This window comes from Micromonospora sp. NPDC005203 (assembly GCF_042872705.1).
Classification (GTDB): domain Bacteria; phylum Actinomycetota; class Actinomycetes; order Mycobacteriales; family Micromonosporaceae; genus Micromonospora.
In genome coordinates this window covers 148,255-175,227 of the sequence record NZ_JBIAKV010000010.1, presented here as the reverse complement: position 1 = coordinate 175,227, position 26,973 = coordinate 148,255, and the positions used below count along the sequence as shown (strand labels likewise).

Genomic DNA, 26,973 nt, shown 5'->3' with positions numbered 1-26,973 from the left:
AGGCAAGTCAAGCAGACTCGTTGACAGTTGCCCAGGCAAGTGCGGCGGCGGCGCGGCGTCCGGAGACGCCCCCGTCCGCCACGGATCCGACACCCCGAAACCATGAGGAGAGTGCAGTGAAGGCTATTCGCTACCACGAGTTCGGCAGCACCGAGGTCCTGCGCCAGGAGGAGGTGGAGCGTCCGGTCCCCGGCGCCGGCCAAGTGCTGGTGAAGGTGGTGGCCACCTCGTTCAACCCCGTCGACGACCACATCCGGCTGGGTGTCCTCGCTGAGATGATCCCCACCCCGCTGCCGATCACCCCCGGCCTCGACGTCGCGGGCACCGTTGCCGAGCTCGGCGACGGAGTCAGCGGACTGCAGGTCGGCGACCCGATCATCGCCATGTTCCCGCTGCATGAGCACGGCGGAGCCGCCGAGTACGCGGTCGTGGCGGCCGACCTGGTGACCGCCGCGCCTCGCAGCATCCCGCTGAGCGACGCTGCCTCACTTCCTCTGACCGGGCTGGCCGCTCGCCAAGCGGCCGTCGAGCTCGCCGGGATCACGTCCGGCCAGACCGTTCTCGTCAACGGAGCAGGCGGTGCGGTGGGAAGCATCGTGGTCCAGCTCGCCGTCGAAGCCGGCGCGAAGGTGACCGCCGTCGACGGCCCCCAGCATGTCGAGCGCCTGAACGGCTACGGTGCGGAGAAGGTCGTCGACCCGCTGGACCTCGACGCAGGCCCGGTCCCTGTCGGTGGTCCCTTCGACGTGGTGGTGAACCACGTACGCCTGGCTCCCGAGGACCTCGCGAAGCTGACCCCCTACGTGGCCGACGGCGGCATCGTCGTCAGCTCCGCCGGCCCGGTCCCGGCCGATGAGGCACGCTCCGTACGCACAGCCGGCGTGTGGGTCGGCCCCGACGCCTCCCACCTAGCCGACCTCGTCTCCCGCATCGACAACGGCGTACTCAAGCTGCACATCGCCGACCGCCGACCGCTGGAGGAAGTGCCGACCATCCACCAAGATGCAAGCAACGGCAAGCTGCTCGGCAAAACAGTCATCGTCGTCGCCTGACGCCACGTCCACGTCCACCATCGAAGCGCCTCTTTGGTGGTGGACGCCGACGGATACGGAGCAACTCGGCCGGCTGGTCCCGGATGTCAGTTAGAGGGTGCGGATGGGACAGCTGCTGCGTTCGCCGGAACGGCACGCGCGTCACGGCACTCGATCGACATCCGGTGATCGGCGGGACCGGAAGCACCTGCGCCCGGACGTGTCGCCGCCGGTGGTCACGAAGGGTGATGGGCACTGCGGCGTCGACGCGCACGGTAGGCGGCAGATGCGGATGCCTCCACGACACCGACCATACGATGTGCAGCCCGCTCTCACTGGGGCGCAGCGCACTCATCTCGGCTAGTAGTTCAGGACGTCGCCCGGCACGCGGGCCGACCACCGACCGTGACAGGTCGCCGCTAGCAGGCGCGCACGGTCGGCGGCAGAAGCGGACGGCTGGTCAAGCCTTTGGCGGGCGCTGAGAAAAGATCGATTACTCTCCGGGTGTGGCACACGTACTCGCACGGCTGAACGGCTTCGGGGTGACGCTTGTCCCAAACTGGCCCTACTCGTTCGTACGAGAACGGGACGGCTCGGATGTCGTACGCGTGACTCGGTGGACCTCGTCGGCAGCGACTCAGGTGACGATCGATCCCGACGACCGGGGCGTGGGCAATGATGTCGTTGACGTGGCAGACGGGTTCGATATCCCTTACTGGCTGATCGAGACGTCCGTGTTCAGTGTGCGCTGGCCAATCGGCTTCGCCGTGAACTCGCCCCAGGACACAGGCGACGGCACGCCGTTCTATCTGCAAGGACCGGGCGAAGCGACCATCTTCACCCAAGGACCCGTGCCGAGAACTCAGCTGTCGGATCCTGACGAGTTCATCGCTGATAGCGGTTCGGTGTCAGCCGGCTGGCGGCTGGTGACGCGGGCGAGGTGTGCGGCGGTTCTGGCGTGCGGGCCGAAGGGCGCACCGCCGGTGCGGAAGAGGTCGTGCTCGTCCGTACAGGTTGCGTTGGGTACACCAGGGCTGCGTCGTCGTCGATCAAATGCGGGGAGAACGCCGACGGGCCGATGGAGGATCGGACTATCGGCGCTGTTGCCGGCGGTTCAGGTGAACGTCGACCCGAACCGGGTACGGGCGTCTGTGCCATACGGTGATTGACTGAACTCGTTGTATAGACGAATGTGAGTCGCGTCATCGCGAAACATCGGTTCCATAAGCCTGAGGCGGCCCATGGAGCTCTTCACAATCTTCGTCACAGGAATGATCGCCGCACTTCCCAACGTCGTCGGCGAATGGTTCCGGACCCGCAACGAGATCAAGCTGATCCGGCTGCGCAACGGCGCGCAGTCCCAGGCTGCCGAACCCCGTCCCCAGGTGAGCCGTGCGCCCCCGCAGAGGGCCGCAGCCGCGACGCGCAGTCCTGTGCCGGTGCTGCGTATCGGTGGGCTGCCGAGCGGCACAACGCTGGCAGGGCCGGATGTCGTCGCGCGGGTGAAGGAGCTGATCGCCGAACTGGACCCGAACGGTCGCTACCTCCGGGTCGAACGTCCCGGGGGCCTCCTTCCGCCGGAAGGCACACCGCTGATCAAGGTGCAGTTCAAGGCGACCCCCGTCGGTGTCCGTGCATCGGCCGGACTTGCGACAGTGCACCAGGGGGCATCGCTGCACGGCAGTGCGATGGATGTCGCCGACTACATCGTCCACTCCGCTCCGCGCGCCGCCGCGGCCACGCCCGCTACGGGCAGGTTGCAGACGTGGAGCCACGTCGACCTGCGCCAGTTGGACCAGTATCCGCCGGCCGAAGTGGTGGCATACACCGTCACGTGGTTCGTGCTCGCCGTCACTGACGCCTACTGGATCGAGGCGACCGGCGCCGACCCCGGACTCCTCGCACGAACCGGCGCGCCCCCGGCAGCGCGGGTGCCGAACCGGCGCGTACCGGTGACGACGGCGACCGACGGACCCTGGGCGGCTGACGTCCAGCAGCTGCGTGCAGCGGGTTGCCGGGTGACCGTCGTACCACTGGAACAGGGCCGGACCGGTTTGCAGATCGTCGACGGCGACACCGAACTCATGGTGGTGGTCGACCATCATTTCCCGGACGCCCCGCCGATCGCCGTGCATGCAAACCGGGTTCCTGTCGAACTGCTGGCAGCGGACTGGGACCGTAGCCGGACACTCACCCAAATCCTGGAGGCCCTGCGATGACCGGTGCGGTGCTCCGAATCTACGCATCCGAACTTCGCGCGTTGCTGCACGAGACCAGTGAATATCCACAGATCGAAACCGGTGGCAGCCTGCTGGGGCTGTGGAGCGTCAACGGCAACCCGACGGTGTTTCTCGCGACGAGACCCGGGCCGGGCAGCCAGCGGTCGGCGACGCATTTCGTGCAGGACGCGGCGTTTCACAACCAGGTGGAGCGCCGGCTGCTCGAGTCCGACGGCATCCAGTCGCTCGGGCTCTGGCACTCGCACCATTCCCTGGGACTGCACGAACTGAGCGGGGGTGACCGGCGCCGGACGCAGGATGCGGCACGACGCAGCCGGCGGGCTCGCTCGTGTGACTTGCTGACCTACTTCTCCGGCTCGTCCACACAGGCAGGCGGCGAGATCAGCGTCAAGCCGTACGTGTACACCGACGCCGCAGCGGGTGTCCTCGCGCCGACGCAACTGGTGGTGCTGGACGGGATGAGCCCGATCCGAGCCGCGATGCTGCGTGCCGGGGGTGATGCGCACCTGTCGCCGGCGTTGCGGGGCGCACCCGACACGTGGGCCGGTCCGTGGCGCAGTGCCGACTCCACCGCGGCGCTGGCCGCGCAGGAGGAGGACCAGCCGGTCCAGGAACGCCACCGTCGGAGCCTGTTCGGCCGCCGGCCGAAGGAGGCGACGGTGGAGACGTCGGCAGGGGCGCCGGCGGGGGCGCCGGCTGCGAACTCCGTGGAATGGGAGGAACTGCTGGAACGGCACGTCGCGCCGCTGCTCGGCGGTGTGGACCAGGCCGGTCTGGAGTGCGAGGCGGAGCCGATCGCCGAGGGCAGGGCACTGCAGGTGCTGCTGCGGACCAAGACCCGGACCGCGACCCGGGTGTTGTACGTCGCGTGGGACGGCCGGCAGGCGGTGGTGTTCAGGGACACCGGTGCATGGGCCAACCGGACCGAGTCGGTCGAGTACGTCAGAGAGAACGAGGCTATCGCATTGCCGAGGGCGCTCGACGGCGCCATCCGCGGCCTGACGACTGCGAGGTGAACGAGGTCCCATGTGGAATCGGATGGCGTATCAGCGAGTCCGTCTCGATCAGGAGCGGGATCTGCTGGCCCGGTATGAGCCTCAGTTCACCGTGAACGTGCAGGAATCGCTGACCCTGAGCGGCTGGCATCGCAGCAGCGCGAACCGCCCATATCAGATCCAGATGTTCACGCCCGCCGTATACCCGGACGCGCCACCTGACACCTTCGTGTCGTCTCCGAGCCCGCTGCAGGACTTCTGGCGACTGCCGATGGAGCGGCACGAGACGAGCCACAAGATGCACACCTGGAAGACCAGCAGACCGGGATGGACGAAGATCTGCCTCGTACAGCCCGAAGTGTGGAGTGCTGAGTACACCCTGCCGAAAATGATCACCAAGGCGCGGCTGTGGATCGAGGCGTATGAGTGCCATCTCGACGACGGCACGCCGATCAAGAGCTTCCTCCTCGGATAGAAGGGCAGACACGCCGTGGCGCAGAGCGACCATCGGACGATTCGGAACTACATGCAGAAGATGGCATCGGGTCAGTCCGACGCACGGAAGCGGATGGTGTACGACCCGGTGGACCGCAAGTTCAAGGTCGCCGACCAGAACGAGCGGTTCGCCGGCGACGCCCAGGTCGTCACCCCGGAAGACATGATCTCCTTCGGGCCGGTTTGGCATGTCTGAGGCGCTCCGTCACGTCGTCGTGTCCGCGTCGGCTGCCGCGGCGATCAGATCCGGTGCGGTGCGCACGCTGCGGTGGGAGTTGCGCGACGGCGGCGACCTCGCCCGGGTCGGCGGCGAACCCGGTGACGACGTCAAGGTCGTATCGGCTGGTGCCGGACCGGACGACGTCCACGCGACAGGGGAACACACCGGCTTCGGCGCGCTGCTGACCTGCGCCGAGGACGGTGCGCTGCGTTGCACGGCCGGCGGGCGGGACCTGCCTGTCACGGTTATGCCCGCCGGCACGCTGGCCTACGACCGGGTCGAGGGGATCTTCGAGAGCGATGTGGTCAGCCAGCGTTCGGTCGCCGTGCTGGGCCTGGGCTCAGGCGGCAGTACGATCCTGCGGGAACTGGCTCGATGCGGGATCCGCAGATTCCTGCTGTTGGACCATGATCGGCTCGAAATCGGCAACGTCAGCCGTCACGAGTCCGGCCTGGCAGACGTCGGCCGTTTGAAGGTCAACGCGATGCGGGACCTCGTGCTCGACCGCAACCCCGGCGCCGACGTCATCACCACCGACCTCCACATCGACCCCGACACGTTCGGCGAACTCCACGGGAAGCTCGAAGCGTTCGAGCCGGACCTCGTCATCTGCGCGACCGACAACCGGGCCAGCCGTCTCCTCGTCAACCGGCTCTGCCTGATCGGTGGCGTGCCGTCGATCTATGGCGGCGTCTTCCGGCGTGCGTACGGCGGCCAGGTTCTGCGGGTCATCCCGGGTCTGACCCCCTGCTACCAGTGCTTCGTCAGCGCCTTACCGGACATGGCCGCCGACCGCGAGATCGGCAGCGCCGAGGACGCCGCCGCCATCGCATACAGCGACCGGCCGGTCGCTGTAGAGCCTGGTCTGGCGAGTGACATCGCTCCCATCGCACTGCACATGGTCCGGCTGGCCCTGGTGGAACTGCTCGATGAGACCCCATCCACCTTGGACTCACTCCGGGCGGACCTGGTTGCGCCGCTGTATCTCTGGCTCAACCGGCGGGAGACAGGCACCGACTACGCCGACTGGACGCCCATGGCGACCGGCATCGACGAACTGAGCATCCTGCGCTGGTACGGCATTGATCTGCCTCGCAACGAACACTGCCCGGCGTGCGGCACGATGCAGATCCCGGCGCAGCCGGCCTACGCCGCGAACCGCAACACCTGATACTTGCCGTCCTGGGGGAACGAGCACGCCACTGCTGGAAACCCATCCGGCGCACGCCGACATGCATCTCGTCGAACATGAGGACTACATCTGGCGCAGGCACTGCTGGGCAGAGATGCGCGGTGGCGGATAGCGAGGCCAGATCATCAACCCTCGAGCTTCCTCCTGGGCTCGCTCGGGGGCCAGCGTACGGTCACCGCAAGCGCGCGACCTGCGGCAGATGCGGATACCGCGCTCGTGGTCCAGTGGCGCTTTGCCGTTGTGATGGGCTTGCGCCAGGCGCCGAAAGTTCGCATGGCATGCCGTGACCAGTTCACTCGGCATACCGGATTCGTATTGGTTTAGCGGGCGGCTTGCCGACGTTGGTGGACATCGTATGCAGGATGCCGGGTAGTTGCTCCAGCATTTTGGCAGGTAGGCCGCGGATCGTCTCCTCCGCAAGGGTGACCCAGAGCTGCCGGATCTGCTCGGTCAGTGCCTTGCCGCTGTCGGTAAGCGCGACGACGGTGGCGCGTTTGTCGGTCGGGTCGGGTGCGCGCTTGATGTGGCCGGAGGCCTCCAGTTTGCGGGTCATCAGCGTGACGCTGGGTGGTTCGCAGCCGAGCGCCTCGCTGAGCTGAGCCTGAATGCGAGGGCCGGTCCGGTCGAGCTCCAGCAGCAGAGCCTCTTGGCCGGGGTGCAGGCCGAGTGGCGCAAGCAGCTGTGCTGCCCGGGCGCGGTGACGCAGGCTGAGCAGGCGAATCGCCTGGTTGAGCGCGTCGGCGTACTCGTGGTCCATGAGCCCTCCTTGACAACCGCATTCGTTACGCGCATAAGATTATGCGCGTAACGAATGCTACACACCTCAAGGAGCCGACATGACGGTAAAGGTCGCGGTCATCTACTACAGCTCGACGGGCACGGTGCACGCTCTCGCGCAGGCCGTTGCCGAGGGTGCCACCTCGGCCGGGGCCGAGGTCCGGCTGCGTCGGGCCGCCGAGATTGCGCCCGCCGATGCCATCGACCAGAACCCGATGTGGCGTCGTCACGCCGACGCGACCGCGTCGGTCCCCGTGGCCGAGCTCGACGACTTGGCCTGGGCGGATGCGTTCGCGTTCGGCACACCCACCCGGTTCGGCACCCCGGCGGCGCAGCTCAAGCAGTTCATCGACCAGGCCGGCGGCCTGTGGCGCGATGGCGTGCTGGCCGACAAGCCGGCGACCGCCTTCACGTCGGCCTTCAACCGACACGGCGGGAGCGAGGCCACGATTCTGGCGCTGGGCAACGTCTTCTATCACTGGGGCGCGGTAATCATCCCGCCCGGCTTCACAGACGCGACGGTGTACGCGGCGGGCGGCAACCCGTACGGCACGGTCGCTACCGGTGGCGAGGGTGCCGACGCCGCAGCCCTGGAGGCCGCTCGCTACCAGGGCCGACGACTGACCGAGTTTGCTGTCCGGCTCAGTGGTGCCCCCCTCGCTGTAGGCGTGTCCCAGGCCGCCTGAGCCGCGGCCGGCGAAGGAGAAATCATGACGAGTACCTATACGGAAAACCAGTCGGTCAAGCCGGACTCCGGCCCGGCCCGGCTGGTCCTCGCGCTGGCGTGCGTGTGCCAGTTCATGGTCATCCTGGACGTGTCGATCGTGAACGTCGCGCTGCCGTCGGTGCAACGCGATCTCAGCTTCACCGACACCGGGTTGGCTTGGGTGGTCAACGGTTACGTGCTGGCGTTCGCCGGGTTTATGCTGCCGGGCGGCCGCGCAGTGGATCTGTTGGGCCACCGCCGGATGCTGGTCGCCGGGCTCGGCCTGTTCTCCCTGGCAAGCCTGGCCGCCGGCCTGGCGTCCACGCCGGAGATTCTGGTCGGCGCCCGCGCCGCGCAAGGTCTAGGTGGTGCGATGCTGGCCCCGGCCACACTCGCCGTAATCAACACCTGCTTCCCCGAGGGGCGGGAGCGGGCCCGGGCGTTCGGCGCGTGGTCCGCCTCGGGCGGCGTCGGGGGCATGGTCGGCGCGGTCGCCGGTGGTGTGCTGACCACCGGTCTCTCCTGGCGCTGGGTGTTCCTGATCAACGTGCCGATCGGCGTCGTGCTGGTCGTGGTGGCGCTGAGGTCCCTCAGCGAAGTGCAAGCCGGCCGGCGCGAGTCGATCGATCTGGTTGGTGCGATGACCGGCACGGCCGGTCTGGCATCGGTGATCTACGGAGTCATGCAGACCGCCGACCACACATGGGGATCCGCGCGGGTACTCGTCCCGGTCCTGGGCGGCGTGCCCCTACTAGCGATGTTCCTGCTGGTGGAGAAGCGGTTCGCGACGGCGCCGATGATGCCGCTGCGGTTGTTGAGGAATCGGAACGTGGCGATCAGCAACGGGATGCTGCTGCTGTTCGGTGGCATCGCCACCGCGATGTGGTTTTTCTCGTCATTGTTCATGCAGAACGTGCTCGGCTACAGCGCCCTCGACGCCGGGCTTGGGCAGACCCCCGCCGCGGTCGTGTTCGTCGTGGCCGCCAGGTTCGCCGCCGGCTGGCTCCCACGAACCGGTGTCCGCCCGCTCATCCTGGCCGGATGCGCATGCTTCGTGACCGGCTTCGGCTGGCTCTCGCAAGCCGACTCGGGCAGCTCCTACGCCGTCAGTGTGCTCGGGCCGACGTTGTTCGTCGCGATCGGCATCGGCCTGGTGTTCCCGACGCTGATGGCTTCCGCAACCGCCGATGCCCCGCCGGGTGACGCCGGCATCGTCGGTGGCTTGGCCAACACCGCCAGCCAGGTCGGCGGTTCGATCGCGCTCGCGGTGTACGCGACCGCAGCCGCTGCCCGGGCCGGCGCAAACCACAGCACGAGCGCCCTACCCGTGGCGCTGGCCGCAGGCTATGAACTGGTCTTCCGTCTAGCGGCCGGAGTCGCCCTGGCGATTGCCGCAGCCAGCCTGCTGCTACCCGCACGGCAGCGGAACTGATCCACAACACCAAACGACGTCCGTGTCGTCCCCGACGCAGTGATCCCCGTCGGCAACGCGGCGCTCTCGCCCGCGGTGCGGCGCGAACTCACTACTAGGCTCCGGACAGCGTCGCGTGCCGGTGGCAGGCCGTGTCAGGCATGGCAGCGCCCAGCCGAGGGAGACCGACATCAATGACATCGCATCCGTTGTCTTCGCGTGACTGAGCGCGAGACAACCAGGCTTATCGCCTGGAGCCGTGAGCTTCGCCAGGTGCACGTTCGCCTACGCGAGGCACTTGATCTCACCCGCAGTGCGGTGACCGAAGGCGTGTCCGCGGAGGCTTTCACGCGTGAGCTGCTGTTGTACTGCCACGGGTTCTGCGCTGCCCTGGATGGGCACCACAGGAGCGAGGATCACCTCTTGTTTCCGGCGATAAAGGCAGCCCATCCGGAGTTGGAGCCCGTACTCCGCAAGCTCAGCCAGGACCACTCGATGATCGCGCACCTTCTCGGCGGACTGCGGGCCACGATAGATCGGGCTGCACCGGTCGTCGAGTTGGATCGTCACCTCGATGGCGTCGCGGCCATCATGGAGAGCCATTTTCGATACGAGGAGCGGGAACTGCTCGGTGTGCTTGAAACACTCTCGCTGGACGCGTCGCCCGAGGAGGCACTGGGCCCGCTGTGAGCAATAGGGGCTTGGCCTCGGACCTGCTCCGCTCAGGGCAACTGGCGAATCGGCGTGCGGAGCCTGGTGCTCGATGCTGAGCCGCCTGCCCGATCGGCGGCAGCTCGGTGCGTTGACTCGTGCTGAGGCGCGCCAGCGGTCGTGGCGGTCGTGGCGGTCGACGAATCAAACACATCGCGGACCGAGGGCGGATTGCTGCGGGCCCGTAGAGCCGTGTGAACAGCGACAGCGCGAGCGACGGGATCGGCTTCGTCATCGCCGATCGCCTCGCCCCGGCAGGCGCAGAGGTGATCATGCCGGTCCGCGACCCGGCGAAGGGCGAACAGGCCGCCCGCCACGCCCGCGAACACGACTGGCTGTGACCAAGGAACGCCCGGACTCCTGCCCCCCGGCAGGTTAGATGGCGGTGATCGCGCCGGCTGCGGGGCGGGCTCACCCACAGCTCAAGGGTTGTCCTTCCCTTCGTGGGGTACGCCCGTTGCGCCACGCGGCGCCGTCGGATCAGCCGAGCGGGTCGGCGTGAGCTGTGCACACGCCGAGGGGCTGGTACCGGATGGATCAGCGGGAGGCGGGCGGGCGCGCCGGGGATCACGGTGTGGTGGAACTGCGGGTGCACGGGGTGTCCGCCACTAGCCAGGATGACCTGCTGGATCGACCGTACGTGCAGCAGGTGGCGGGTGACCACAGGGGCGGCTTCTATCGACTTCGGCCCGGAGACCACGAGGGCGGCGAGGCGGACGGGATGACGCTGGAGGCCTACCGCTGGAACAACCTGCCCGCTGGCAACGCGGCGCGAACGCTGGCGATGGTGATCCTGCTGCCCTTCATGCTGATCAACCTCGCCATCTGGATGCGTCCGGCCGGAAGCCGATCGGATCCGGTGATCAAGGCCCTGTGTCGGTTGTTGGCACTCACCCTGACCGGGATGTACGTGCTGAGCATCGTGGGGACCACGCTGGATGTGATCGCGTGGAAGTGCATGTCCTCGCCGGAGTGCCTGGCCGGACGCAGTTGGCTTTCCTGGCTCGGAGGGCGTCCGGCCGGACTGCGCCTCGCGGTGCTCGCGCTGGCGCCAGCCGCCGCCATCAGCCTGGTGTGGGCGATCAGCGCTCGCCCGGCATTCCCGTCTCACGTTCTCCGTGCGGCCGACCAGCCCCTTGCGGCGCACCGGCTCACCGCCGTCGGCCGGTGGGACGATGAGCCGCTCATCGGTCGACTGCGCTCGATTCACGTCGCGGCGGCGTTCGCCACGCTGGACCTCAGCCTGCTCGGCGCCCGGGCCGCACAAGGGTTGTCGATCGGCACCGTCACGCTGGCGGCAGCTGCCGGGCTCGTGCTGATCACCTGCGCGGTTTTGCTCTGCACTCCACCCCTGACCGCGCCCACGGAACGGCGGCTCGACCGGTTGGTCAGCGTGCTGCGCCCGATCGCCCTCGGCCTGACCGCGCTGGCCTGGATCCACGTTCTGACCAGTTCGGCCTCCTGGCCGGAGAGGAACGGACTGCCCGGCTACAACCTGACAGTCGTCGGGCTGTTCACCGGTCAGGCGGTGCTGCTGGCAGCCCTGGGGGCGGCGCTGTTCTGGCACCGGGATCGACAGCCGGATGTCGCGCCCTCACTCGGGTTCGGCGCCCTGGCGACCTCCGTCGCCGCGATCAGTCTGGCGCTCGCGTTCTCCGCCGAAATGGTCTATCGGGTGTCCGACGTCCTGAACCGGGGTGCGCCGACCGCGGGGACGCTGATTACCAGCCCTCCGCGCTCCTGCATCTGGGCGCTTCTCGGCTTTACGCTGGCGGTGCTGGTAACGCTGGCCGTCGCCGGCGTGGTGACACTGGCGTCACGACCGGGCCGGGTCCGTGCCGCGTCGTCGATCGTTGCTCGTGACTTTCCAGATGCGCCGAGCGATGCCACGACGCGGCTGCGGCAGGTGGGCAGAACCATCGCCCGTGCCCGGTTCACCGAACGGCTGGTGCCACTCGCGGTCCTCTACGCCTGCCTGGCCGGAGTCGGCGTAGCCGCGGTCGCGCTTGGCCTGCTGCCGACGCCTCCCGGCGAACTGGTCCAGCGCTACCTCGGGCTGCCGGCCAGTTCCGTCAACGTCGGCATCGGGGTCGGCAGCTATCTGATCGCCGCCATCATCGTCGGCCTGATCGTCGGTGGAATCTTCGCCTACCGCACCCCTGGATTCCGCCGGTACGTCGGCGTGCTGTGGGACCTGGGCACCTTCTGGCCCCGAGCCGCGCACCCGTTCGCGCCACCCTGCTACGCCGAACGGGCCGTACCCGAACTGACCTGCCGGATCACCCACCTCGTCGACTCCGGCAACACGGTGGTGCTCACCGGACACAGCCACGGCTCCGTCCTGCTCGCCGCGACCGTGCTTCAACTGCCGTCACGGATCACCAACCGGATCGCCCTGCTCACCCACGGCTCGCCCCTCCGCCGGCTGTACGCCCGACTCTTTCCCGCCTACGTCAGCGACGAGGTCATTCACGAGATCGCCGACCGAGTCGACTGGCGGTGGGTGAACCTGTGGCGAGACACCGATCCCATCGGCGGCCGCATTTTCCCGACGCCGCGACCCGACGAGGCGCCCGACGCCGTGGATCGAACGGCGGCGGTGGACCGCCGGCTTCGCGACCCACACGGCGTCACGGCTCCAACCGGCGACGACTTCTCGCCCCCGATCAAAGGACACAGCCCCTACGAATCCGACGAGGCGTTCGATGAGGCGGTGCGTAGCCTCGCCGACCAGCTTCGCTGAGCAAGCGGCCGCGAGCAGACTCCTCCGCGTCGTACACGCAGGGACGCACGGCCGCCGCCACAATGACATTGTTGACGATGGTCGCGGTGACGGTGCGGAGGACTGCCTCGGCGGCGGCTCCGGCGCCCCTATTGTGACGACACGCTCTGATCTAGTAGGTAAGTGAACGCCTCCGGTCACGGAGTGGAGCTGTCTCGGACCCGCTCCGCCAAACCTGCACCCAATCTGCTCCCCATCGCAAGGCCATGCCAACCTACGAGTCCTTAGCGCCTTGACCTGCGCACACCCGCAGCCGACATAGGGCGCTGCCGATCACCGCTTAGCGGGCCAGGCGGTCCAGCAGCTCGCCGAGCAGCGCGTGTTCGCCAGGGGTGAGGTCGCCCTGGTCATTGCCGACCAGCGCACGCAGCGTCAGTGCTGCGCTCGCACGAGTCGCGCGGGCGTCCGTGGGGGGCATGCGCAGGACTCCGGCCAGCGCGGCCTCGCGGACGCGTCCGGACAGCCCGAAGTCCGGCTCCGGCTGGCTGATCAAGGTGAGCGTGATGCCGACGTTAGCGGCCAACACCTGTTCGGCGGCATCGGCCGCCGGCACCTTGAGCAGGCCCCGGGCGGCGGTTAACCGCTCGCGCAACGCGGCGTGCGCGGGAGCGGTGACGGCGCAGGGCTTTCCCGGCTGGGCGCGGCCGTAGAGCAGCCCGTAGAACGACGGGTGCTCCAGCCCGAACCGCACGTGCCTGTCCCAGCCCTCGCGCAGGTCGTCCAGCGGGTCGCCAGAGCTCTCGACCGCCGTGTACTGGGTGAAGCCGTGGCTCGCCACGGCGTCGATCAGGCCCTGCTTGCTGCCGAAGTGGTGGTACAGCGTCGGGGCCTGCACCCCGGCGCGATCGCACACCGCCCTCGTGGACACCGTGCCGCCGCTCTCCAGCAACTCCGCCGCCGCGAGTAGGAGCCGATCCCGTGCGTTCTGCATGCTTGCTACATTACCTCATGTAGCGCTACATTGGTTTCTATAGCGATAGGAGAAGTCCATGAAGACTTGGTTCATCACTGGCGGGACTCCCGGAGGGTTCGGCCTGGTCTATGCCGAGGCGGCCCTGGAGCAGGGCGATCAGGTAGTGGTGACCGCGCGTCGGCCCGCTGAACTGCAAGAGTGGGCTGAACCGCACGGCGACCGCGTGCTGGTTCTCCAGCTCGACGTCACCGATGTCGATCAGGTGCGTGCGGCGGTCAAGACGGCCGAGGAGCGGTTCGGCGGGATCGACGTGCTCGTCAACAGCGCGGGCCGTGGCTGGTACGGCTCGATCGAGGGTGCCCCGCACGAGACGATCCGCCGCACGTTCGACCTCAACCTGTTCGCCGTGGTCGAGGTGGTGCGCGCGGTCCTGCCCGGTATGCGGGCACGCGGCGACGGCTGGATCGTCAACATGTCGTCGGTGGCAGGCCTCGTCGGCGCACAGGGGTTCGGCTACTACGCGGCGGCGAAGTTCGCGGTCGAAGGACTGTCGGAGACGCTGCGCCAGGAAGTTGAGCCGTTCGGCGTGCGCGTGCTCGTCGTGGAGCCGGGAGCGTTCCGCACCAAAGCCTTCACCTACTTTCAGAACGAGGACGTCAACGAAATCGTCGACGCCTACGTGCCGATGGTCGAGGGCGTCAAGGCGGCGTTCGTGGACCACAACGGCAAGCAGGCAGGAGACCCTGTTCGCGGGGTGCAGGCCGTGATTAGCGCGATGAACGCACCCGTTCCACCGAAACGAATCGTGCTCGGCAACTCCGGCTACGACGTCGTTGTGGGGATGCACGAGAACGCACTCGCGGAGCTGCGCGCGAACGAGAAGCTCTCCCGCGGAGCGGACTTCTGAGTCTGCTTCCCGACGTTGTGTCTGTGCCTCGCAAAAGTCGACCTTGCCGCGAAGCCCTTGTGTCCCAAGGACATGCCAGCACGCGCCCGCATCCTGGCACCTGAGAAAACTGGAGAGCAGAAATGAACGACCTCACCCTGCCCAAAGCCGTCGACAACCTCATCACGGCCACCAACGCGCACGACGCGACCGCGCTGGCCGCGGTCTTCGGCGACGGGGCCACCGTGCGCGATGACGGGAAGACCTGGGCCGGCGAGGCCGAGATCCGCGAGTGGATCCAGGGGCACCTGATCGACCCGAAGGTCGTGCTCACACCAACCTCGTTGGCGGACGACCGGCTGGTGGCCTCCGGGGACGGAGATTTCCCCGGCGGGCCTCTGTCGTTCGCATTCGTATTCGACATCAAGGACGACCAGATCACCGACCTCGCGATCGAGCCCGTCTGACTTGTCACCGGTCGGGGCTGCCTGGGAGCTGCCCCGGCCGGTGAACAGGCAACGGGCGCTCCCGCAGCCGCGTCGGTCAATCGGTGAGCACGCTCACCATCGTCGCGCCTTGTCAGCGGCGGATCCGGACACTCTCGCCGCCCCTGTGCTCGTACTCTTGGTCGCTCGGCGGGCGCTGTACCGCAACCGCCCGCAGGAGCGCCACGCCAAAGCCATCGGCATCTGGCTTGGCCCCGGTCAAGAAACTGTCAATTCGAGGAACGGCCGCTGGAAGTCGGCCTCCTTGCTGTTGAAGCCGACCCAGGGGCCGTGACCCGCCGCCAGTTGTGCGACGCCGATGCTGATGGGCTTGCCGGCGGCCAGTTGCTCCGTGACATAGGTGGTGAGATCGAGACGACGCCACATCCTCTGCTCGTCCGAGCCGATCACGCCGATAATCGCGCCCAACGGCGGGCGGTCGGCACAGTTGATTTCCTCCTCCACCCAATATGGATTCGAGTCGACCCTCAGGACGGCCGACGCGGTGAAGTCCACGACGGGGTCGGCGCCCATTCCGCCGTAGAGCCACAGGGTGGCGTTGCGGACCGTGCCGGTGACGGAAGTCGGCTCGAACCGGACATAGCTCAACCGCCGATAATCAACATCCACCGTCGGGTCGTTTGGGTGGTGGCGGATCTCCAGTTGCTTTCCGCGCCCGAACTTCTTGGCGGCGTCGTCACCACAGCGGACGAAGGCGTCGGCGGTCGGCGTCATCCGGCGGGTTGGCATGTCCGCGTACGCGTCGGTGGTGTTGGCGTAGATCCGGACCTCGGCGACCACAGTCGAGCTGGTAGACGAGTTGCCGCGCCCGACGAGGCGCACATAGCGGGCGGTGGTCGGCCTGATCGGGTACACCTCGGCGTTGTCCGTGGCGGCGGAGGAGACGGCTCCGATCGCGGCGGCCTGCCAGCTGGTGCCGTCGGTGGAGGTCAGCAGGTCGAATGCAAAGCTTCGCTGCGAACCGAAAGCGAAGGCGACGTTCATCGCGCCGACGGTGCGCTGCGAACCGAGGTCAACGTCGAGGGTCGAGCCGGCCCAGGTGGTGCCCAGGTCGGCGTCGATGGTGGCCGCGGCACGGTTGGCGGACTCGCCGGCGGTCACCGAGGCGATGGGCAGCGAGTTGCGGGTCTTCCCCGGCACCCGGAAGTGGACCTTATAGCTCGGACCGGCGGTCCCGTCCTGGCGGTAGGTGGCCACGCTGGCCGTGCCGGGCAGTTCGGTTGCTTGGCTCACCTGGGCGTATCCGCCGCTCTGGCTCACCGGCGTGAGCGGCGGTGGGATGGTGGTGCCGGGCGCGAGCACCACGTCGTACCGGAAGCGGTTCGGCGTGAAACCGGCCACCGGCGCGCCGTCGACGTGCAACCCGGCCAGCTGGGTCGTCGGTGGTGCCGGCAGAGACCAGTTGGCGAGCGGCGTCAGGGACGGCGCCGGCGGCGGCTGCTCGCCGCCGAACAACGGGGTCAGGCGCAGCGCCAGGGTGGCGTTGGTGACACCGGGCAGGTGTACGACGAGCTTTCGGAGCCCCGGCTGGGAGTTCTGCCCCGGCGGGTTGGGGCTGCCCGGCATCGGGGTGGGAAGCCCGATGGTCATCTTCGCGCCGGCTGGGCCAACGAGTTGTACCGCGAGACGCTCGTCGCCCCGGTGCAGGGTCGCGGACCGCCCGTCCGGGGCCAACACGACGTCGGCGCGGGTGTGCAGGAAGGACCGGTAGTCGATTGCCGTGGTAGACCGAATCTCGTCCTGGACGAGCACCTGACGACGGTCGTCGAAGAGTTGGATGCCGCGTCGGGCCTGCTGCACCCGGCCGCCGTACATGGCGGTCAGGTCGGTGATGGCATGCCACTGCTGGGGGGAGGAACCGGTCGACACGATCCGGGCACCCTGGGCCAGGGCGGTGGTCGGCGTCGGGCCCGCACCCAGCAGCATGGTGTTCTGCCCCTGCGGAGAATTCACGTAGTGGTCCCACCGGCCGCCGGTGTTGCTCTGCCAGGTGAAGTAGTTGGCCAGGTCGTAGTCGTCCGCGCCAAGCTCCTCGAACCAGCGTGTGCCGGCCGCGTCCATGACGAACGAACCGGCGTCCAGGTTCTCGTGGCCGGCGACCGGATCGAAGCCGGCTCGCAGCCCCTTCGTCGCGACATGGACGCCGTTCGGATCGTCCCAGTCGCTGCGCGCGGTGGCCACCTCCACATACCGGAAGTAGGCATCCGTCGCGACTGGATGGGTGGCTCCGGTGGCGGCAGCCGGGTCGTACCAGAGGATGTCCAGTGGCGTGGCCCCCTCGTCGGCCCGGGAGGCTGCCCAGGCGGCCCATTCGGGCCGCTGGTGACGCTGGGCCAGCCACATCAGATAGGGCGCCTGCCGACCCCCGGCGGTCAGTGAGTTGTAGAAGCCCGTACCGCCGTCGCCGTAGTTGAAGAGTGCTCCCTTCGGTCCGCTGACGTGAATGGCGAAGTCACCGGTCTTCGCCAGGCCCGGCAGGCCGGAGACGCCAAAGTCCGTGCCCGTCGCGGTGGTGAAGGCGGCCAGCCAGGTGACGAGGTATTCAGTGGCGAAGAGCCAGTAGGCCGGACCTTCGGCGTAGGCACCGTCGGGGCCGTACTCCGCGATGCCGTACTGGATGGAGCGCACACTGCCGACCAGCAGATTGTTGACCTTGGTGCGGGCCGTGTCACCGGCGTCGGCGCCGATCGCCAGCGCTCCGAGCGCGACACCGTTGCAGACGATGTTCCAGTTGTGTGGTGCGGTGAAGTTTCCTCCGCCCAGCAAGGGCAGGGTCGCATCGATGCCGTGCTTGATGATCGCGTCCCGGATCGTCGTCCTGTCGCTTGCGGACAGGAACTGGTAGAACCAGTCGTAGCCGATCGCGAGGGCGTGTGTCATCTGCGCGACGTCGAGGAACCTGCTGTCCGGGTTCCAGGTCTGCAGGCTGGCGGCGGCGAGCAGCTCCGCCCTCGCCCGTTGGGCGTACTCCTGCGGGTTGGTCCCTCCGCTGGGAGCGATGTTCCAGACCAGACCCAGCGCGTAGATCCGCCGCTTCACGTCGTCTGCGGTGACCTCTCCGCTCGTCAACCGCTCGTTGCTCGGCAGCTTCTCCGCGTCGGTGTCGAGCACCCGATCGGCGCGTTCCCGTACCGCGGTGAACCACCGCTGCGCCCGGCTGTCGGTCGCGAGCCGGTTGCGCGCGCTGTCGAAGGTTTCCGCGGTGGCGAGCAGCCGCGGATGCGGCCGGCCGGCGATCCGGGACACGATGTCGGCTGGCGGTTCGATGGCGGCCATCTGACTTGCTGCCGATCGGCTGACAGCTGGTACGGCCCCCGTGGCCGGGCCGGGTGCGGAGACGGCGACGAGGCAGGACGCGCCGAGCACCAAGACGGTCAGCCGAGCGCGCCAGCGGGCAGCCGCAGGCGTGATGACAGTCGACACAGACAACCCCCGTTGAAGCGTGACGAGCGCGATGACCGTATCGAGGGTGGTGTGTCGTCACAAGAGGCGGCCCCGCCGGGCTCGACGTTGATGCACTGATCGCCGACGGCCGAGAGGTGCAGGCCGTGCACCGCATCTACCAGAGTCGTGGGCACAAGATCCTGACCACTTCGGTGTCCAACAGGTCGCCGCACCGACTCTGACCTGCGGCAACGTGGAGCCGCAGGCAGAGCTGGGTGCAGTTGAGCGCCGTCCGATGCCGTTGGACGCAGTTCAACGCCGTTCAGGGCACACCCTGCGCCCAACCCGCTCCCCCAACCCGGCTCGCACCGGCTCGCCGACCGCTGGTCGCCGGCCGGTCGTAAGCTGCCGGCCCAGTGCTTCGACTGGCAACAGCGCTGGCTCGGGACGCACGTCGGACCTGGATGCCGGCACCTACCTGGCCGGCGTCGGCCTGCGGGCGGACGGCGACGCCATCACCGACGTCGCGGATGTTGACGCCTCGTTCAGCCACCGCGGCACCGTGTTTGAGTTCAGCGCAGGCTTCCGCTGGACCGAGCTTCCACCTCTACCACAACATCCGGCCCCACAGTCAGTAGCGCAGCCTGCTGCTTCTACCCAGCCCAGTGATGGGCTGTTGGCGGCGCAGTGCCCCGGCGGCTCGGCTCGTGGTGGGCCCTGTCCGCAGGAGCTTCGGCCTCTTCCCGATGTGCAACGACGCTCCGACCACCGCGCTGATCGCCGACGTACTCACGCGCCGTCATCGTGGTACCGGAGGGCATGGCCGGCGCGGAGGGTTGCCCGCGGCGCCGAGCTGGGCTCCAGCGACCGCACCGAGGCGGCCTGCTGGGCTGTGCGGCCATCCGCCGCCGGTGAGCGCGTTGAACGTCCCGGCCGCGAGCCCGACGCCGAGCGATGCCACTGCCGCCCAGGGGGTCAGTCCTCGTCGTCCTTCTTCTTGTCGCCCTCCTTCTTGTCGCGATTCGTGGCCAGGTCGAGCGCGAGGACACTGCCGATGATGAGCAGCGGGTCGACGCCAGCGGTGACTTGCACGGCGTAGGTGTCCCGGATGGTCAGCCACCGCTTGGAGACCGCGGCCACCTCGGTGCCGTCGCGTTCGATCACGTACTCGTGGTCGAGCAGGTCGCCCTTCATCTCCAGGTCGTCGGGCCCCGGCACGTCGATGGTGAACTTGTCGCGGAACGGCGTGAGCAGATTCTTGCGGACTTCCGCGGCCTTCTCTCCGCCGATCCGGATCTCGTACGTGGGACGCAGCGCCACCAGGTGCCGGTGCAGCGTGGCGACCTCTTGGCCGGAGGCGTCCTCGATGACGACCTTGTTGCGGACACTGAACACCTTGCCGTCGACGTGGAAGACCTTGGTGCCGTGCTCGTCGAGCACGTCGAAGTCGTCGCCGATCGAGAAGAACCGCTCCTTAATGACAAACATCTCTCGATTCTCACCCACCGCTCGGGGCAGTGCCAGGCGGGCGAGTCGGTGGGGTTGGAGCGGAGCTGTGGTTCCATCGTCATAAGCAGCGCGCCGCCGAGGGCAGGGCCGACTCCCTTGAGCACACGCATCACGCGCATCGCAGCACGGTCATCCTGACGGGGCCGCGCCCAACTTCGCCGCAGCGCTTCTAGGTCGCCCTGCACGTCGTCGACCCAGGCACTGGGCAACAGCGCCACGGCGCCGTTGTTTCCCGAATCAGCGCGAGCGGCAAGTGAAGGTCGGCGTGAGCGTCATGGCCCCGAGGCGCCGAGGACGAGCGACGGTGGCAGTGATGGCCGCCTACCCCCAGCGGCGGCGCCGATAGACCGGGACTTCACGCACCGGTATCTCGGACCAGTGCAGCGGCCGGTCGACGACGGGTCGGGCGAGGTAAGGGGTGATCCGGTCCCGTTCGTGTTCTTCGGCGAATCGTTCAGCTCGCATGGTGTCACCAGCGACGTCGAGACCTCTGATGAGTTGCACGACGAGGAGGTCGAGGCGGTGGTTCTCCGCTTCAGCGCCCGTGAGGCGTTCGTGAGCTACGACGGCACGGTGGCCGCACCATTGCCGCAAAAGTTCGTGCTCGGGCCGGACATGCTGGCGATACCACCGATACTCCCATTCCGGACTGGTCTCTTCGCCCTTGTGGATGGGATGCGGGCCGCCGTGTTTGCACTTGTGTCGGGCTTCGGCTTCCTCCTCGATCGCGTGCTTCAGGGTGGTGTGCGAGTGGGCTCGGCAGGCGGCCTCCCCGGTGATGACAGCGCCGGCGGGCGAGACGATCGTGGCGTCATCGGTGGTGAACCAGTGAACCGTCGCGAGGATCTCCTCTACGGGCACCTGAAGGATCTCGGTCAGCATCGCGCGATCCTTGATGATCGTTGCGTCGCAGCGGCTGGTGCTGGTTTCGGTTGGGCTGGTGTAGTGATGTTCCCGGGCGCCTGGTGGAGCTGGACGATGGCGGCGCTGTTCACCACGCTGGTCGCGTTGAGCCTGTACGCCCGACGGATCCTGGGGCTGTGGCCGTTCCGAGTGTCGATGTCCGGGCATCGTCAGCCGTCGTAGCTGACCTTTGCGGCGGGCGTTGGCGTCATCCGCGCATCCGTGTACCTAATATGACTGTTTGCCGCTGGTCCAGGTAGGATCCAATGGGAACCATGCCGCTGACACCTCGTGATCAGGCGAATACTGGGACCCTCCGCAGTGGGGCTGCGCCCGCTCCCGCACGGCGCTGGAGAGTCGCAGGGCAGTCTCCGTCCGGACCGCGGATGCCCCGTCCTTCCCGAGCGGCGTCGAGTCGGATAGAACTCGTGCCGGCAGGACCGATCGAGGTCAAGCCCGACCCATGGCAGCGGTTCGTGTCCATCGGTGGCCTCGTGACCGCCGTCGGCAGCATACTGTCGGTGCTCTTCGTGGCCATCGGCCTATACGTGACCAACGAGGCCAACCGAGAACAGCAGCGACTCACCGCCCAAGGGCAAATCACCGACCGGTTTACCAAGGCGGTCGAACAACTCGGGCAGCCCGGCACCGAAAAAATAGACGTACGCCTCGGCGCGATCTACGCCCTGGAGCGCATCATGCGCGACTCGGCCGTAGACCAACCCGCCGTCCTCGAAATCCTCGCCGCGTTCGTCCGCGTCCACGCGCCCGTGGCCAAGCGACCCACGCCAACCCCTACGGCCACAGCCTTATCGCCGAACGTCGTGACTCCAGGCCCTCGCCCAGCGGTCGATATTCAAACCGCACTGACGGTGCTGGGTCGACGCAATGCCACCCGTGTCAGCAGCAGCCCGACGCTCACGCCACATTCCGCCCCGCTCGACCTCACCAACACCAACCTGGCCGGCGCGAATCTGACCCGAGCGGACCTGACCAGCGCGAATCTGACCGGCGCGGACATAACCCACGCGAACCTGACCAGCGCGAACCTGACCAGCGCGAACCTGACCCGCGCGAGCCTGACCCGCGCGGACATAACCCACGCGAATCTGGCCGGCGCGAACCTGACCGGCGCGAACCTGACCAGCGCGAACCTGACCAGCGCGAACCTGACCAGCGCGAACCTGACCAGCGCGATCTTGTCCTACGTGTACCTCACCCGCGCGAACGTGGCCGGCGCGACGCTGACCCGCGCGAACCTGACCGGCGCGATCCTGAGCGGCGTCAACCTGGCCGGCGCGGACATGAGGTACGCGAACCTGACCGGCGCGATCCTGGACGCCGTGGACCTAACCGGCGGTGACCGTCCCGTCAACAACCTGGCCAGCGCGGACATGAGGCACGCGAACCTGACCGGCGTGGACCTCACCGGCGCTGACCTAACCGGCGCAAGGTTGACCTGCATCAAGATCAATCGCGACACCCGTTTACCCATGGGGGTGGTCCCCCCGAAACAGTGTTGACGGCATCGGGGGGACCTGGGTAGGGACGCCCCGCACCCAATCTCGTCGACGCGTGGTCCCCCGCCCGTGCGGCTGCGCACTTCCTCGGGATGATCGCAGCCGGCAAGACCCAGATCCAGATCGCCGCCGAACTGGATCTGACGGTCAAGGCGGTCGAAAGCCGGCTCAGCAGTTTCCGCAAGCGCGTGCAGTCTGCTCCCGACTACTCTGGCTGGGTGATGAGGCCTGGCCGGTGTGCACAGATGGCGATGCCCACTACATTTTCCGGCTCCAGACGCCGTTAACGGTCCGCCCCAGCCGGGAGATCTACGCGGCGGCGCAGGCCCGTGCCGACGCGACGGGCACTCGTTATGCCCTGACCGACGACGAGCGAGCGCAGTTGCCGAGCCTCGACTTCTAGCGCGCGGATCGCTGATGTGCGGACGCAAACATATCGACGGCCAGTGGAAGGACCTTGGTCAGCCCTTAACGGAGGGCCGAGGCGCTAACGAATGGTGAAGGTCAGCGGGTTCGAGATGCCGAGGCCGCCGTGGGAATCGTGGACCCGCACGGTGAAGGTGGACGACGTGCCGGCCGACAGGGCCGTCTGGAACTGGTAGCGCTGTCCGCTGTTGGTCGGCGTCACGGCCAGCCGGGTTGCGCCGAGGTACAACTCCACCCGGCTGACGAGGTCCCCGGGATCGGTGTCGGCGACGTCGGCGACGTCGGCGACCAGCGTGACGGTCGTCGGCTCAAGGAAGTAGGTCTGCCCGCCGGGGGTGCTCAACGCCACCGCCGGCGGGTGGTTGGTGCCGGTGGACGCCGGCGTCACCACCGTGACCAGCAACGGCGGCGCAGCGCCAGGCAGCGACTGGTCGGTGCCGGCCGAGACGTACAGCACGAAGGTGGTGCTGGTGCCTGGCTCCCCGATCGGTGGTGTCCACAGCGCCTCGTACCGGTCACCGGTCGTCCTCACCCCCCGGGCCACCGTGACGCCGTCCACCCGGAACGACACCGAGGTGATGCTGTGTCCGCCTCCCACGGTCGCGGTCGCCGCCAGCGGGACGGTTCCCGGCGTGGTGTACACCGCGCCGGCGGTCGGGCTGAGCCAGGTGACGATCGCCGGGTAGTCAGCGACCGGCGGTGTGGGCGTCCGGGTCGGCGTCACGCTGGGCAGGACGCCGCCGGTGCACGTGACGCCGTTAAGCGTGAACGACGCCGGCACGGGGTTGCTGCCCGACCAGGCGCCAACGAAACCGATGTTCGCGGAGCCATTGGTGCCCAGGGTCGCGTTCCAGCCCAGATTGGTCGCGCTGACCTGCTGGCCCGCCTGGACCCAGGTGGCGCTCCAGGTTTGCGCGAGCCGCTGGTCGACCGCAGGGAACGCGAACCGCAGCGTCCACCCGTTGACGAGGTCACCCAGGTTGGTGACCGCGATGTCGGCGTGGAAGCCACCGGTCCACTGGCTGGTGACGACGTAGTTCACCCGACACCCGGCCGCCGCGTTCGCCGCACTGGCGTGTGAGATCGCGGCAACCATCGCGACCATGGCAACAGCGATGGCGGCCACAGCAGTCAGCGACTTCCGCATGGCACACCTCGCCGTAGATAGTAGAACGTCTATGAATATGTCGACTGTCCTGCTGCTCCGCCTTCCTGTCAAGGCGCCACCGGCTTCTCTGGCAACGACGCCGAGATCGCCTCGATGGTCACCGGACCTGCCGGACGCATCTTCGTCATGGCGGCTTCCGGCGAGTTGAGCATTCGATCGCTGTGCTACGAACTCGCGGCAACCCGGACCATCGACCGGCGCCGGCCCGCAGTCCTGTGGCAACTCGAATCCGTCGGCTGGCTTGTGGTGGGGACCGAGCATCTCGCCGGCCCCCACCCCGACCTGTCGCCCAGCAGCACCGACCTGGATATGCTCCTCGCCACCCTGACAGCACTTCAAGAGACGCCGGCGCCTGGCGAGATGTGGTTCACGCCGGCCGCCCGGCTCGGGCTCACGCTCCCGGTGATGCACGGCGAGACACTCATCCACCCCGACCAACCTGATCGTGACACCACTCGGCCTGCGGCTCGTCGATTGGGCATGGGCAACCAAGGCCGCCGCATGGGTCAAACTCGCACTGCTCGCCCGGCCCAACGCCGCAGTCGGGCTGGACTACGCCGTTGGCCGGACGGGCTTCTCCGTAACATGTTCCGCCATGCACCGCATCGTCATCAGGCCACGCATCCAGATTCCGGTCCTAGTCGTGATCTTCGTGGTATGGACCCTGCTGGGCGTCACGTACTTCACCGCCGGGGACGTACTGGCCGAGCGCGACTGGTTCGGCATCGTGCTGGGATGCCTACTCGTCACGAGCGGCATAGCCGGGATCTGGCGGGCTCTTCGACTCGGGGTGGTAATCGGCGAAGAGGGTGTCCGTGTCCGCGGCTTCGACAGCCGTGACCAGGTCACACCGTGGAGGGCGATCCAGTCGGTCGACTGCGTGCAAATCGACGTACGGGTGGGCTTGCCGCTCTACGCTCCCGTCCTCAGTCTCGGTGACGACGCCGACGCTATGCCTCTCTCGGCGCTCGGCTCGTACTCACGCCAGGACACCGAGCGCAAGGTCGAACAGCTGCGGAGTCTCAAGGCCGGCGACGCGCGTTTCTGACCGGGACGCAGAGGCGGGCGCCCGACCTGCGGCATGAGCGCGCACCGGACTACGGGGTTCAATGAACCGTCAGCGTCAGCGCTGCCTGACGGGTATGTCCTTGGCGAGGCAGGTGGTTCCGTCGGGGCTGGCGTGTGGCACCGACTGGTATCCCTCGCTGTGGTAGAGGTCGATGTTCCGCAGGCTCTTCGCGCCGCTCGAGAGCACAACGCGGCGGCAATCCGGTTGGGCGCCGGCTTCGGCGGTGCGTAGCAACCACCGGCCCAGCCCCTGACCTCGCAAGTCGGGCACGATGGCGAGCCGACCCAGGTGCCAGTCGGTGTCGACGCGACGGGCCCGCACCATGCCGAGCAGTCGGCCGTCCAGCCAGATGCCCGTGGTCTGCCAGGTCGCCAGCCAGTCACGTACCTCCTCAAGCGACTCGTGCAGGGCCGGTATGGCCATGGTGTCGTTGACGACGGCCTCGTCCACCCAGCAGCACCGCTGCAGCACGGTGACCTCGGGCGCGTCGTCGGGGGTCAGCCGTCTCACGTACGACCCCGGCACCGGTCCGGACAGCGTCCCGGCTCGTGCAGGTTCGCGCAGTGGCCGTAGGGCGTGAGCGACCCGGACGAGTTCGTCCAGCATCCCGACACCCGCCGTGTCGCGGGCCGGGTCGGACCGCAGCCGCCCTTTCTCCATGGCGTCACCGAGGCGAATCGCGACCGTGGCGCCCAGGGGAACCAGGCGCAGCGTGGTCACCACCTGCTTGGCATGCTGAACCGACCGGGTGCCCGCCGACGTGTGGCCGTAGCTGACGAAACCGATCGGCTTCCACGCCCATTCGCGGCTGAGGTAGTCCAGCGCGTTCTTCAGCGTCGCTGGCATCCCGTAGTTGTACTCCGGCGTGACCGCGATGACCCCGTCCGCCGCGTCGACGATCGCGCTCCACCGACGTGTGTGCTCGTGCTGGTAGACACCCGACGACGGGTGTTCCTCCTCGTCGAGGAACGGCAGGTTCAGATCGCTGAGGGCGACCGGTACGAGCTCGACGCCGAGTTCCGCGGCACGAGGGGTGATTGTTTCGGTCAGCCACTGTCCCACGGCGGGGCCGAGGGCGCCTGGGCGGGTGCTGCACATCAGGACAAGGACACGAATCGATTTCGTTGACATGGAAACGAAGCCTAGATGCTAGATTGATTACATGTCAACTAAGCCGCCGCCCGGGACCGTACGCTGGTTGAACCCTGACGAGGAGCGGGCATGGCGGGCGTTCCTGCGCGTGGTGGTCGCCGTCCAGGCCGGCACTGCGCGGGATCTGGCCGCGGTCGGGCTCTCCGAACCCGACTACGAGGTACTGAGCACCCTGTCGGAGCGGCCCGACCACACCAGCAGCCTGGGGGAACAGGCCGACAAGATGGGCTGGTCACGCAGCCGGCTGTCCCGGCACGCCACCCGGATGGAGGCTCGCGGCCTCCTGAGCCGCGCACCCGATCCGACCGACGGCAGAGGCTGCTTGCTCGTCCTCACGCCGAAAGGTCGGGACGCACTCGAAAACGCCGCACCGGCCCACGTCGAATCGGTGCGACGCCACTTCATCGACCGGCTCGCCCCAGAAGACCTCATCGCCATCGAACAGATCGACCGGAGGCTGAAAGAACCCCAGGCTATGGCTCTGGCGAATGACGCTGACGGGGTGCCATGACCGGTTCGTGTCGCTGCGGGACGCCCTCTGGCGCATCGGAGTACCGCTGATCGTCGTCGTCGGTGCCGCAGCCGCTGTTTTCGTCGCGTTCTCCAACCCGCCCGACAAGTACTCCCGGCCACGTGGCTGGCAGTAGGCGTGGGTGGGGCTATGGCTGATGACGGCCGCTGAGGCGGCGTTCGGCGACGACAGAATCGTGGTTCGAGCGCGCCTGGAAAGGCGCCACCGCGCTGCTCGTTGCCGTGGCCGTCGCAGTCGCTGGGTGGCGCCACTACCGGTGGCGAAAGCATGTTCGGCTTGCGGACGACTCGCCTCCGCTCGTCATTCGGCCGCCTCGGTCGGACTCGTAGCCTGCCCGCAACTGCCTCTGCAGCCGCTTCACAAACCAGCGCGGCAGCGCCGGCAGTCATCGCGACAGCAGACATCCGCTCATCGGCCGATCCACGCACCCGCAGGCCGGCGTACT

General features: G+C 67.9%; 26 protein-coding genes. 19 read left to right on the top strand and 7 right to left on the bottom strand.

Annotated features, from left to right (window positions below; translation table 11 throughout):
• Window positions 1-116 precede the first annotated feature (116 nt).
• The 7 genes from ACFYPM_RS22335 (at window position 117) to ACFYPM_RS22305 (ending at window position 6,152) form a co-directional block, all read left to right on the top strand.
• Window positions 117-1,052 carry an NADP-dependent oxidoreductase gene (locus tag ACFYPM_RS22335; RefSeq protein ID WP_387200074.1) on the top strand — a complete coding sequence of 312 codons (936 nt, stop codon included), beginning with the start codon at window positions 117-119 and terminating at the stop codon, window positions 1,050-1,052.
• A 620-nt stretch (window positions 1,053-1,672) separates the two neighbouring features.
• Window positions 1,673-2,200, top strand: a complete 528-nt coding sequence (locus ACFYPM_RS22330) for a hypothetical protein (protein WP_387200071.1) — start codon at window positions 1,673-1,675, stop codon at window positions 2,198-2,200.
• A 72-nt stretch (window positions 2,201-2,272) separates the two neighbouring features.
• Window positions 2,273-3,250, top strand: coding sequence for a hypothetical protein (locus ACFYPM_RS22325; RefSeq protein ID WP_387200068.1), 978 nt, complete (start codon window positions 2,273-2,275; stop codon window positions 3,248-3,250).
• Window positions 3,251-3,258: 8 nt separating this feature from the next.
• On the top strand, window positions 3,259-4,287 hold the full coding sequence (locus ACFYPM_RS22320) for a hypothetical protein (protein WP_387200065.1): 1,029 nt from the start codon (window positions 3,259-3,261) through the stop codon (window positions 4,285-4,287).
• A 10-nt stretch (window positions 4,288-4,297) separates the two neighbouring features.
• Window positions 4,298-4,741: a hypothetical protein gene (locus ACFYPM_RS22315; RefSeq protein ID WP_387200063.1), complete on the top strand. Its 444-nt coding sequence runs from the start codon at window positions 4,298-4,300 to the stop codon at window positions 4,739-4,741.
• A gap of 15 nt (window positions 4,742-4,756) precedes the next feature.
• Entirely contained in the window at window positions 4,757-4,957 is a 201-nt protein-coding gene (locus tag ACFYPM_RS22310) for a hypothetical protein (RefSeq protein WP_387200061.1), read from the top strand.
• Window positions 4,950-6,152: a HesA/MoeB/ThiF family protein gene (locus ACFYPM_RS22305; RefSeq protein WP_387200059.1), complete on the top strand. Its 1,203-nt coding sequence runs from the start codon at window positions 4,950-4,952 to the stop codon at window positions 6,150-6,152. Before ACFYPM_RS22310 ends, ACFYPM_RS22305 begins: the two co-directional genes overlap by 8 nt.
• A 313-nt stretch (window positions 6,153-6,465) precedes the next feature.
• On the opposite strand, the gene ACFYPM_RS22300 is transcribed toward ACFYPM_RS22305, so the two are convergent.
• Window positions 6,466-6,930 carry a MarR family winged helix-turn-helix transcriptional regulator gene (locus tag ACFYPM_RS22300; RefSeq protein ID WP_387200056.1) on the bottom strand — a complete coding sequence of 155 codons (465 nt, stop codon included), beginning with the start codon at window positions 6,928-6,930 and terminating at the stop codon, window positions 6,466-6,468.
• 79 nt (window positions 6,931-7,009) lie between these two features.
• Between ACFYPM_RS22300 and wrbA the strand changes: the two genes are divergently transcribed.
• The 5 genes from wrbA to ACFYPM_RS22275 all read left to right on the top strand — a co-directional run bounded on the left by wrbA (window position 7,010) and on the right by ACFYPM_RS22275 (window position 12,521).
• Complete coding sequence (gene wrbA / locus ACFYPM_RS22295) at window positions 7,010-7,636, top strand: NAD(P)H:quinone oxidoreductase (protein WP_387200053.1); 627 nt, start codon at window positions 7,010-7,012, stop codon at window positions 7,634-7,636.
• A gap of 24 nt (window positions 7,637-7,660) precedes the next feature.
• Window positions 7,661-9,088, top strand: coding sequence for an MFS transporter (locus ACFYPM_RS22290; RefSeq protein WP_387200050.1), 1,428 nt, complete (start codon window positions 7,661-7,663; stop codon window positions 9,086-9,088).
• Window positions 9,089-9,286: 198 nt separating this feature from the next.
• The gene (locus ACFYPM_RS22285; protein ID WP_387200048.1) at window positions 9,287-9,757 is read left to right on the top strand and encodes a hemerythrin domain-containing protein; all 471 of its coding nucleotides are present in this window, start codon (window positions 9,287-9,289) and stop codon (window positions 9,755-9,757) included.
• Between the two features lie 215 nt (window positions 9,758-9,972).
• Window positions 9,973-10,119 carry a hypothetical protein gene (locus ACFYPM_RS22280; protein ID WP_387200045.1) on the top strand — a complete coding sequence of 49 codons (147 nt, stop codon included), beginning with the start codon at window positions 9,973-9,975 and terminating at the stop codon, window positions 10,117-10,119.
• A gap of 257 nt (window positions 10,120-10,376) precedes the next feature.
• On the top strand, window positions 10,377-12,521 hold the full coding sequence (locus ACFYPM_RS22275) for a hypothetical protein (RefSeq protein ID WP_387200042.1): 2,145 nt from the start codon (window positions 10,377-10,379) through the stop codon (window positions 12,519-12,521).
• A gap of 319 nt (window positions 12,522-12,840) precedes the next feature.
• On the opposite strand, the gene ACFYPM_RS22270 is transcribed toward ACFYPM_RS22275, so the two are convergent.
• Window positions 12,841-13,491: a TetR/AcrR family transcriptional regulator gene (locus ACFYPM_RS22270; RefSeq protein ID WP_387200039.1), complete on the bottom strand. Its 651-nt coding sequence runs from the start codon at window positions 13,489-13,491 to the stop codon at window positions 12,841-12,843.
• A 58-nt stretch (window positions 13,492-13,549) separates the two neighbouring features.
• Between ACFYPM_RS22270 and ACFYPM_RS22265 the strand changes: the two genes are divergently transcribed.
• On the top strand, window positions 13,550-14,380 hold the full coding sequence (locus ACFYPM_RS22265; protein WP_387200036.1) for an SDR family NAD(P)-dependent oxidoreductase: 831 nt from the start codon (window positions 13,550-13,552) through the stop codon (window positions 14,378-14,380).
• A gap of 122 nt (window positions 14,381-14,502) precedes the next feature.
• Window positions 14,503-14,826 (top strand): nuclear transport factor 2 family protein, encoded by a 324-nt coding sequence (locus ACFYPM_RS22260; RefSeq protein ID WP_387200034.1) that lies wholly within the window; start codon window positions 14,503-14,505, stop codon window positions 14,824-14,826.
• A 237-nt stretch (window positions 14,827-15,063) separates the two neighbouring features.
• On the opposite strand, the gene ACFYPM_RS22255 is transcribed toward ACFYPM_RS22260, so the two are convergent.
• The 3 genes from ACFYPM_RS22255 to ACFYPM_RS22245 all read right to left on the bottom strand — a co-directional run bounded on the left by ACFYPM_RS22255 (window position 15,064) and on the right by ACFYPM_RS22245 (window position 20,640).
• A complete protein-coding gene (locus tag ACFYPM_RS22255; protein WP_387200031.1) occupies window positions 15,064-18,141 on the bottom strand; it encodes a discoidin domain-containing protein in 3,078 nt (1,025 codons plus the stop codon).
• A gap of 1,083 nt (window positions 18,142-19,224) precedes the next feature.
• On the bottom strand, window positions 19,225-19,737 hold the full coding sequence (locus tag ACFYPM_RS22250; RefSeq protein ID WP_387200027.1) for an LURP-one-related/scramblase family protein: 513 nt from the start codon (window positions 19,735-19,737) through the stop codon (window positions 19,225-19,227).
• 342 nt (window positions 19,738-20,079) lie between these two features.
• A complete protein-coding gene (locus ACFYPM_RS22245) occupies window positions 20,080-20,640 on the bottom strand; it encodes a hypothetical protein (RefSeq protein ID WP_387200023.1) in 561 nt (186 codons plus the stop codon).
• Between the two features lie 66 nt (window positions 20,641-20,706).
• On the opposite strand from ACFYPM_RS22245, the gene ACFYPM_RS22240 reads away from it, so the two are divergent.
• Entirely contained in the window at window positions 20,707-20,844 is a 138-nt protein-coding gene (locus ACFYPM_RS22240) for a hypothetical protein (RefSeq protein WP_387200020.1), read from the top strand.
• 245 nt (window positions 20,845-21,089) lie between these two features.
• Window positions 21,090-22,184 (top strand): pentapeptide repeat-containing protein, encoded by a 1,095-nt coding sequence (locus ACFYPM_RS22235; RefSeq protein WP_387200018.1) that lies wholly within the window; start codon window positions 21,090-21,092, stop codon window positions 22,182-22,184.
• Window positions 22,185-22,668: 484 nt separating this feature from the next.
• Here the strand turns inward: ACFYPM_RS22235 and ACFYPM_RS22230 are convergent, their stop codons facing one another.
• Complete coding sequence (locus ACFYPM_RS22230) at window positions 22,669-23,754, bottom strand: cellulose binding domain-containing protein (RefSeq protein WP_387200015.1); 1,086 nt, start codon at window positions 23,752-23,754, stop codon at window positions 22,669-22,671.
• A 466-nt stretch (window positions 23,755-24,220) separates the two neighbouring features.
• On the opposite strand from ACFYPM_RS22230, the gene ACFYPM_RS22225 reads away from it, so the two are divergent.
• Window positions 24,221-24,823, top strand: coding sequence for a hypothetical protein (locus ACFYPM_RS22225; RefSeq protein WP_387200012.1), 603 nt, complete (start codon window positions 24,221-24,223; stop codon window positions 24,821-24,823).
• A 75-nt stretch (window positions 24,824-24,898) separates the two neighbouring features.
• On the opposite strand, the gene ACFYPM_RS22220 is transcribed toward ACFYPM_RS22225, so the two are convergent.
• Window positions 24,899-25,975 carry a GNAT family N-acetyltransferase gene (locus ACFYPM_RS22220; protein ID WP_387200010.1) on the bottom strand — a complete coding sequence of 359 codons (1,077 nt, stop codon included), beginning with the start codon at window positions 25,973-25,975 and terminating at the stop codon, window positions 24,899-24,901.
• 31 nt (window positions 25,976-26,006) lie between these two features.
• Here ACFYPM_RS22220 and ACFYPM_RS22215 point away from each other — a divergent pair, with 31 nt between their 5' ends.
• Together ACFYPM_RS22215 and ACFYPM_RS22210 are read left to right on the top strand one after the other, a co-directional pair.
• Window positions 26,007-26,507, top strand: coding sequence for a MarR family winged helix-turn-helix transcriptional regulator (locus ACFYPM_RS22215; protein ID WP_387200008.1), 501 nt, complete (start codon window positions 26,007-26,009; stop codon window positions 26,505-26,507).
• 7 nt (window positions 26,508-26,514) lie between these two features.
• A complete protein-coding gene (locus ACFYPM_RS22210; protein WP_387200006.1) occupies window positions 26,515-26,643 on the top strand; it encodes a hypothetical protein in 129 nt (42 codons plus the stop codon).
• The last annotated feature ends 330 nt before the right edge of the window (window positions 26,644-26,973 follow it).

Coding starts and splice junctions, on each gene's coding strand:
- ACFYPM_RS22260 (WP_387200034.1), top strand. CDS start 14,503: ATGAACGACCTCACCCTGCCCAAAGCCGTCGACAACCTCATCACGGCC.
- ACFYPM_RS22315 (WP_387200063.1), top strand. CDS start 4,298: ATGTGGAATCGGATGGCGTATCAGCGAGTCCGTCTCGATCAGGAGCGG.
- ACFYPM_RS22265 (WP_387200036.1), top strand. CDS start 13,550: ATGAAGACTTGGTTCATCACTGGCGGGACTCCCGGAGGGTTCGGCCTG.
- ACFYPM_RS22290 (WP_387200050.1), top strand. CDS start 7,661: ATGACGAGTACCTATACGGAAAACCAGTCGGTCAAGCCGGACTCCGGC.
- ACFYPM_RS22305 (WP_387200059.1), top strand. CDS start 4,950: ATGTCTGAGGCGCTCCGTCACGTCGTCGTGTCCGCGTCGGCTGCCGCG.
- ACFYPM_RS22230 (WP_387200015.1), bottom strand. CDS start 23,754: ATGCGGAAGTCGCTGACTGCTGTGGCCGCCATCGCTGTTGCCATGGTC.
- ACFYPM_RS22270 (WP_387200039.1), bottom strand. CDS start 13,491: ATGCAGAACGCACGGGATCGGCTCCTACTCGCGGCGGCGGAGTTGCTG.
- ACFYPM_RS22250 (WP_387200027.1), bottom strand. CDS start 19,737: ATGTTTGTCATTAAGGAGCGGTTCTTCTCGATCGGCGACGACTTCGAC.
- ACFYPM_RS22240 (WP_387200020.1), top strand. CDS start 20,707: ATGTTCCCGGGCGCCTGGTGGAGCTGGACGATGGCGGCGCTGTTCACC.
- wrbA (WP_387200053.1), top strand. CDS start 7,010: ATGACGGTAAAGGTCGCGGTCATCTACTACAGCTCGACGGGCACGGTG.
- ACFYPM_RS22300 (WP_387200056.1), bottom strand. CDS start 6,930: ATGGACCACGAGTACGCCGACGCGCTCAACCAGGCGATTCGCCTGCTC.
- ACFYPM_RS22220 (WP_387200010.1), bottom strand. CDS start 25,975: ATGTCAACGAAATCGATTCGTGTCCTTGTCCTGATGTGCAGCACCCGC.
- ACFYPM_RS22255 (WP_387200031.1), bottom strand. CDS start 18,141: ATGGCCGCCATCGAACCGCCAGCCGACATCGTGTCCCGGATCGCCGGC.
- ACFYPM_RS22245 (WP_387200023.1), bottom strand. CDS start 20,640: ATGCTGACCGAGATCCTTCAGGTGCCCGTAGAGGAGATCCTCGCGACG.
- ACFYPM_RS22325 (WP_387200068.1), top strand. CDS start 2,273: ATGGAGCTCTTCACAATCTTCGTCACAGGAATGATCGCCGCACTTCCC.
- ACFYPM_RS22215 (WP_387200008.1), top strand. CDS start 26,007: ATGTCAACTAAGCCGCCGCCCGGGACCGTACGCTGGTTGAACCCTGAC.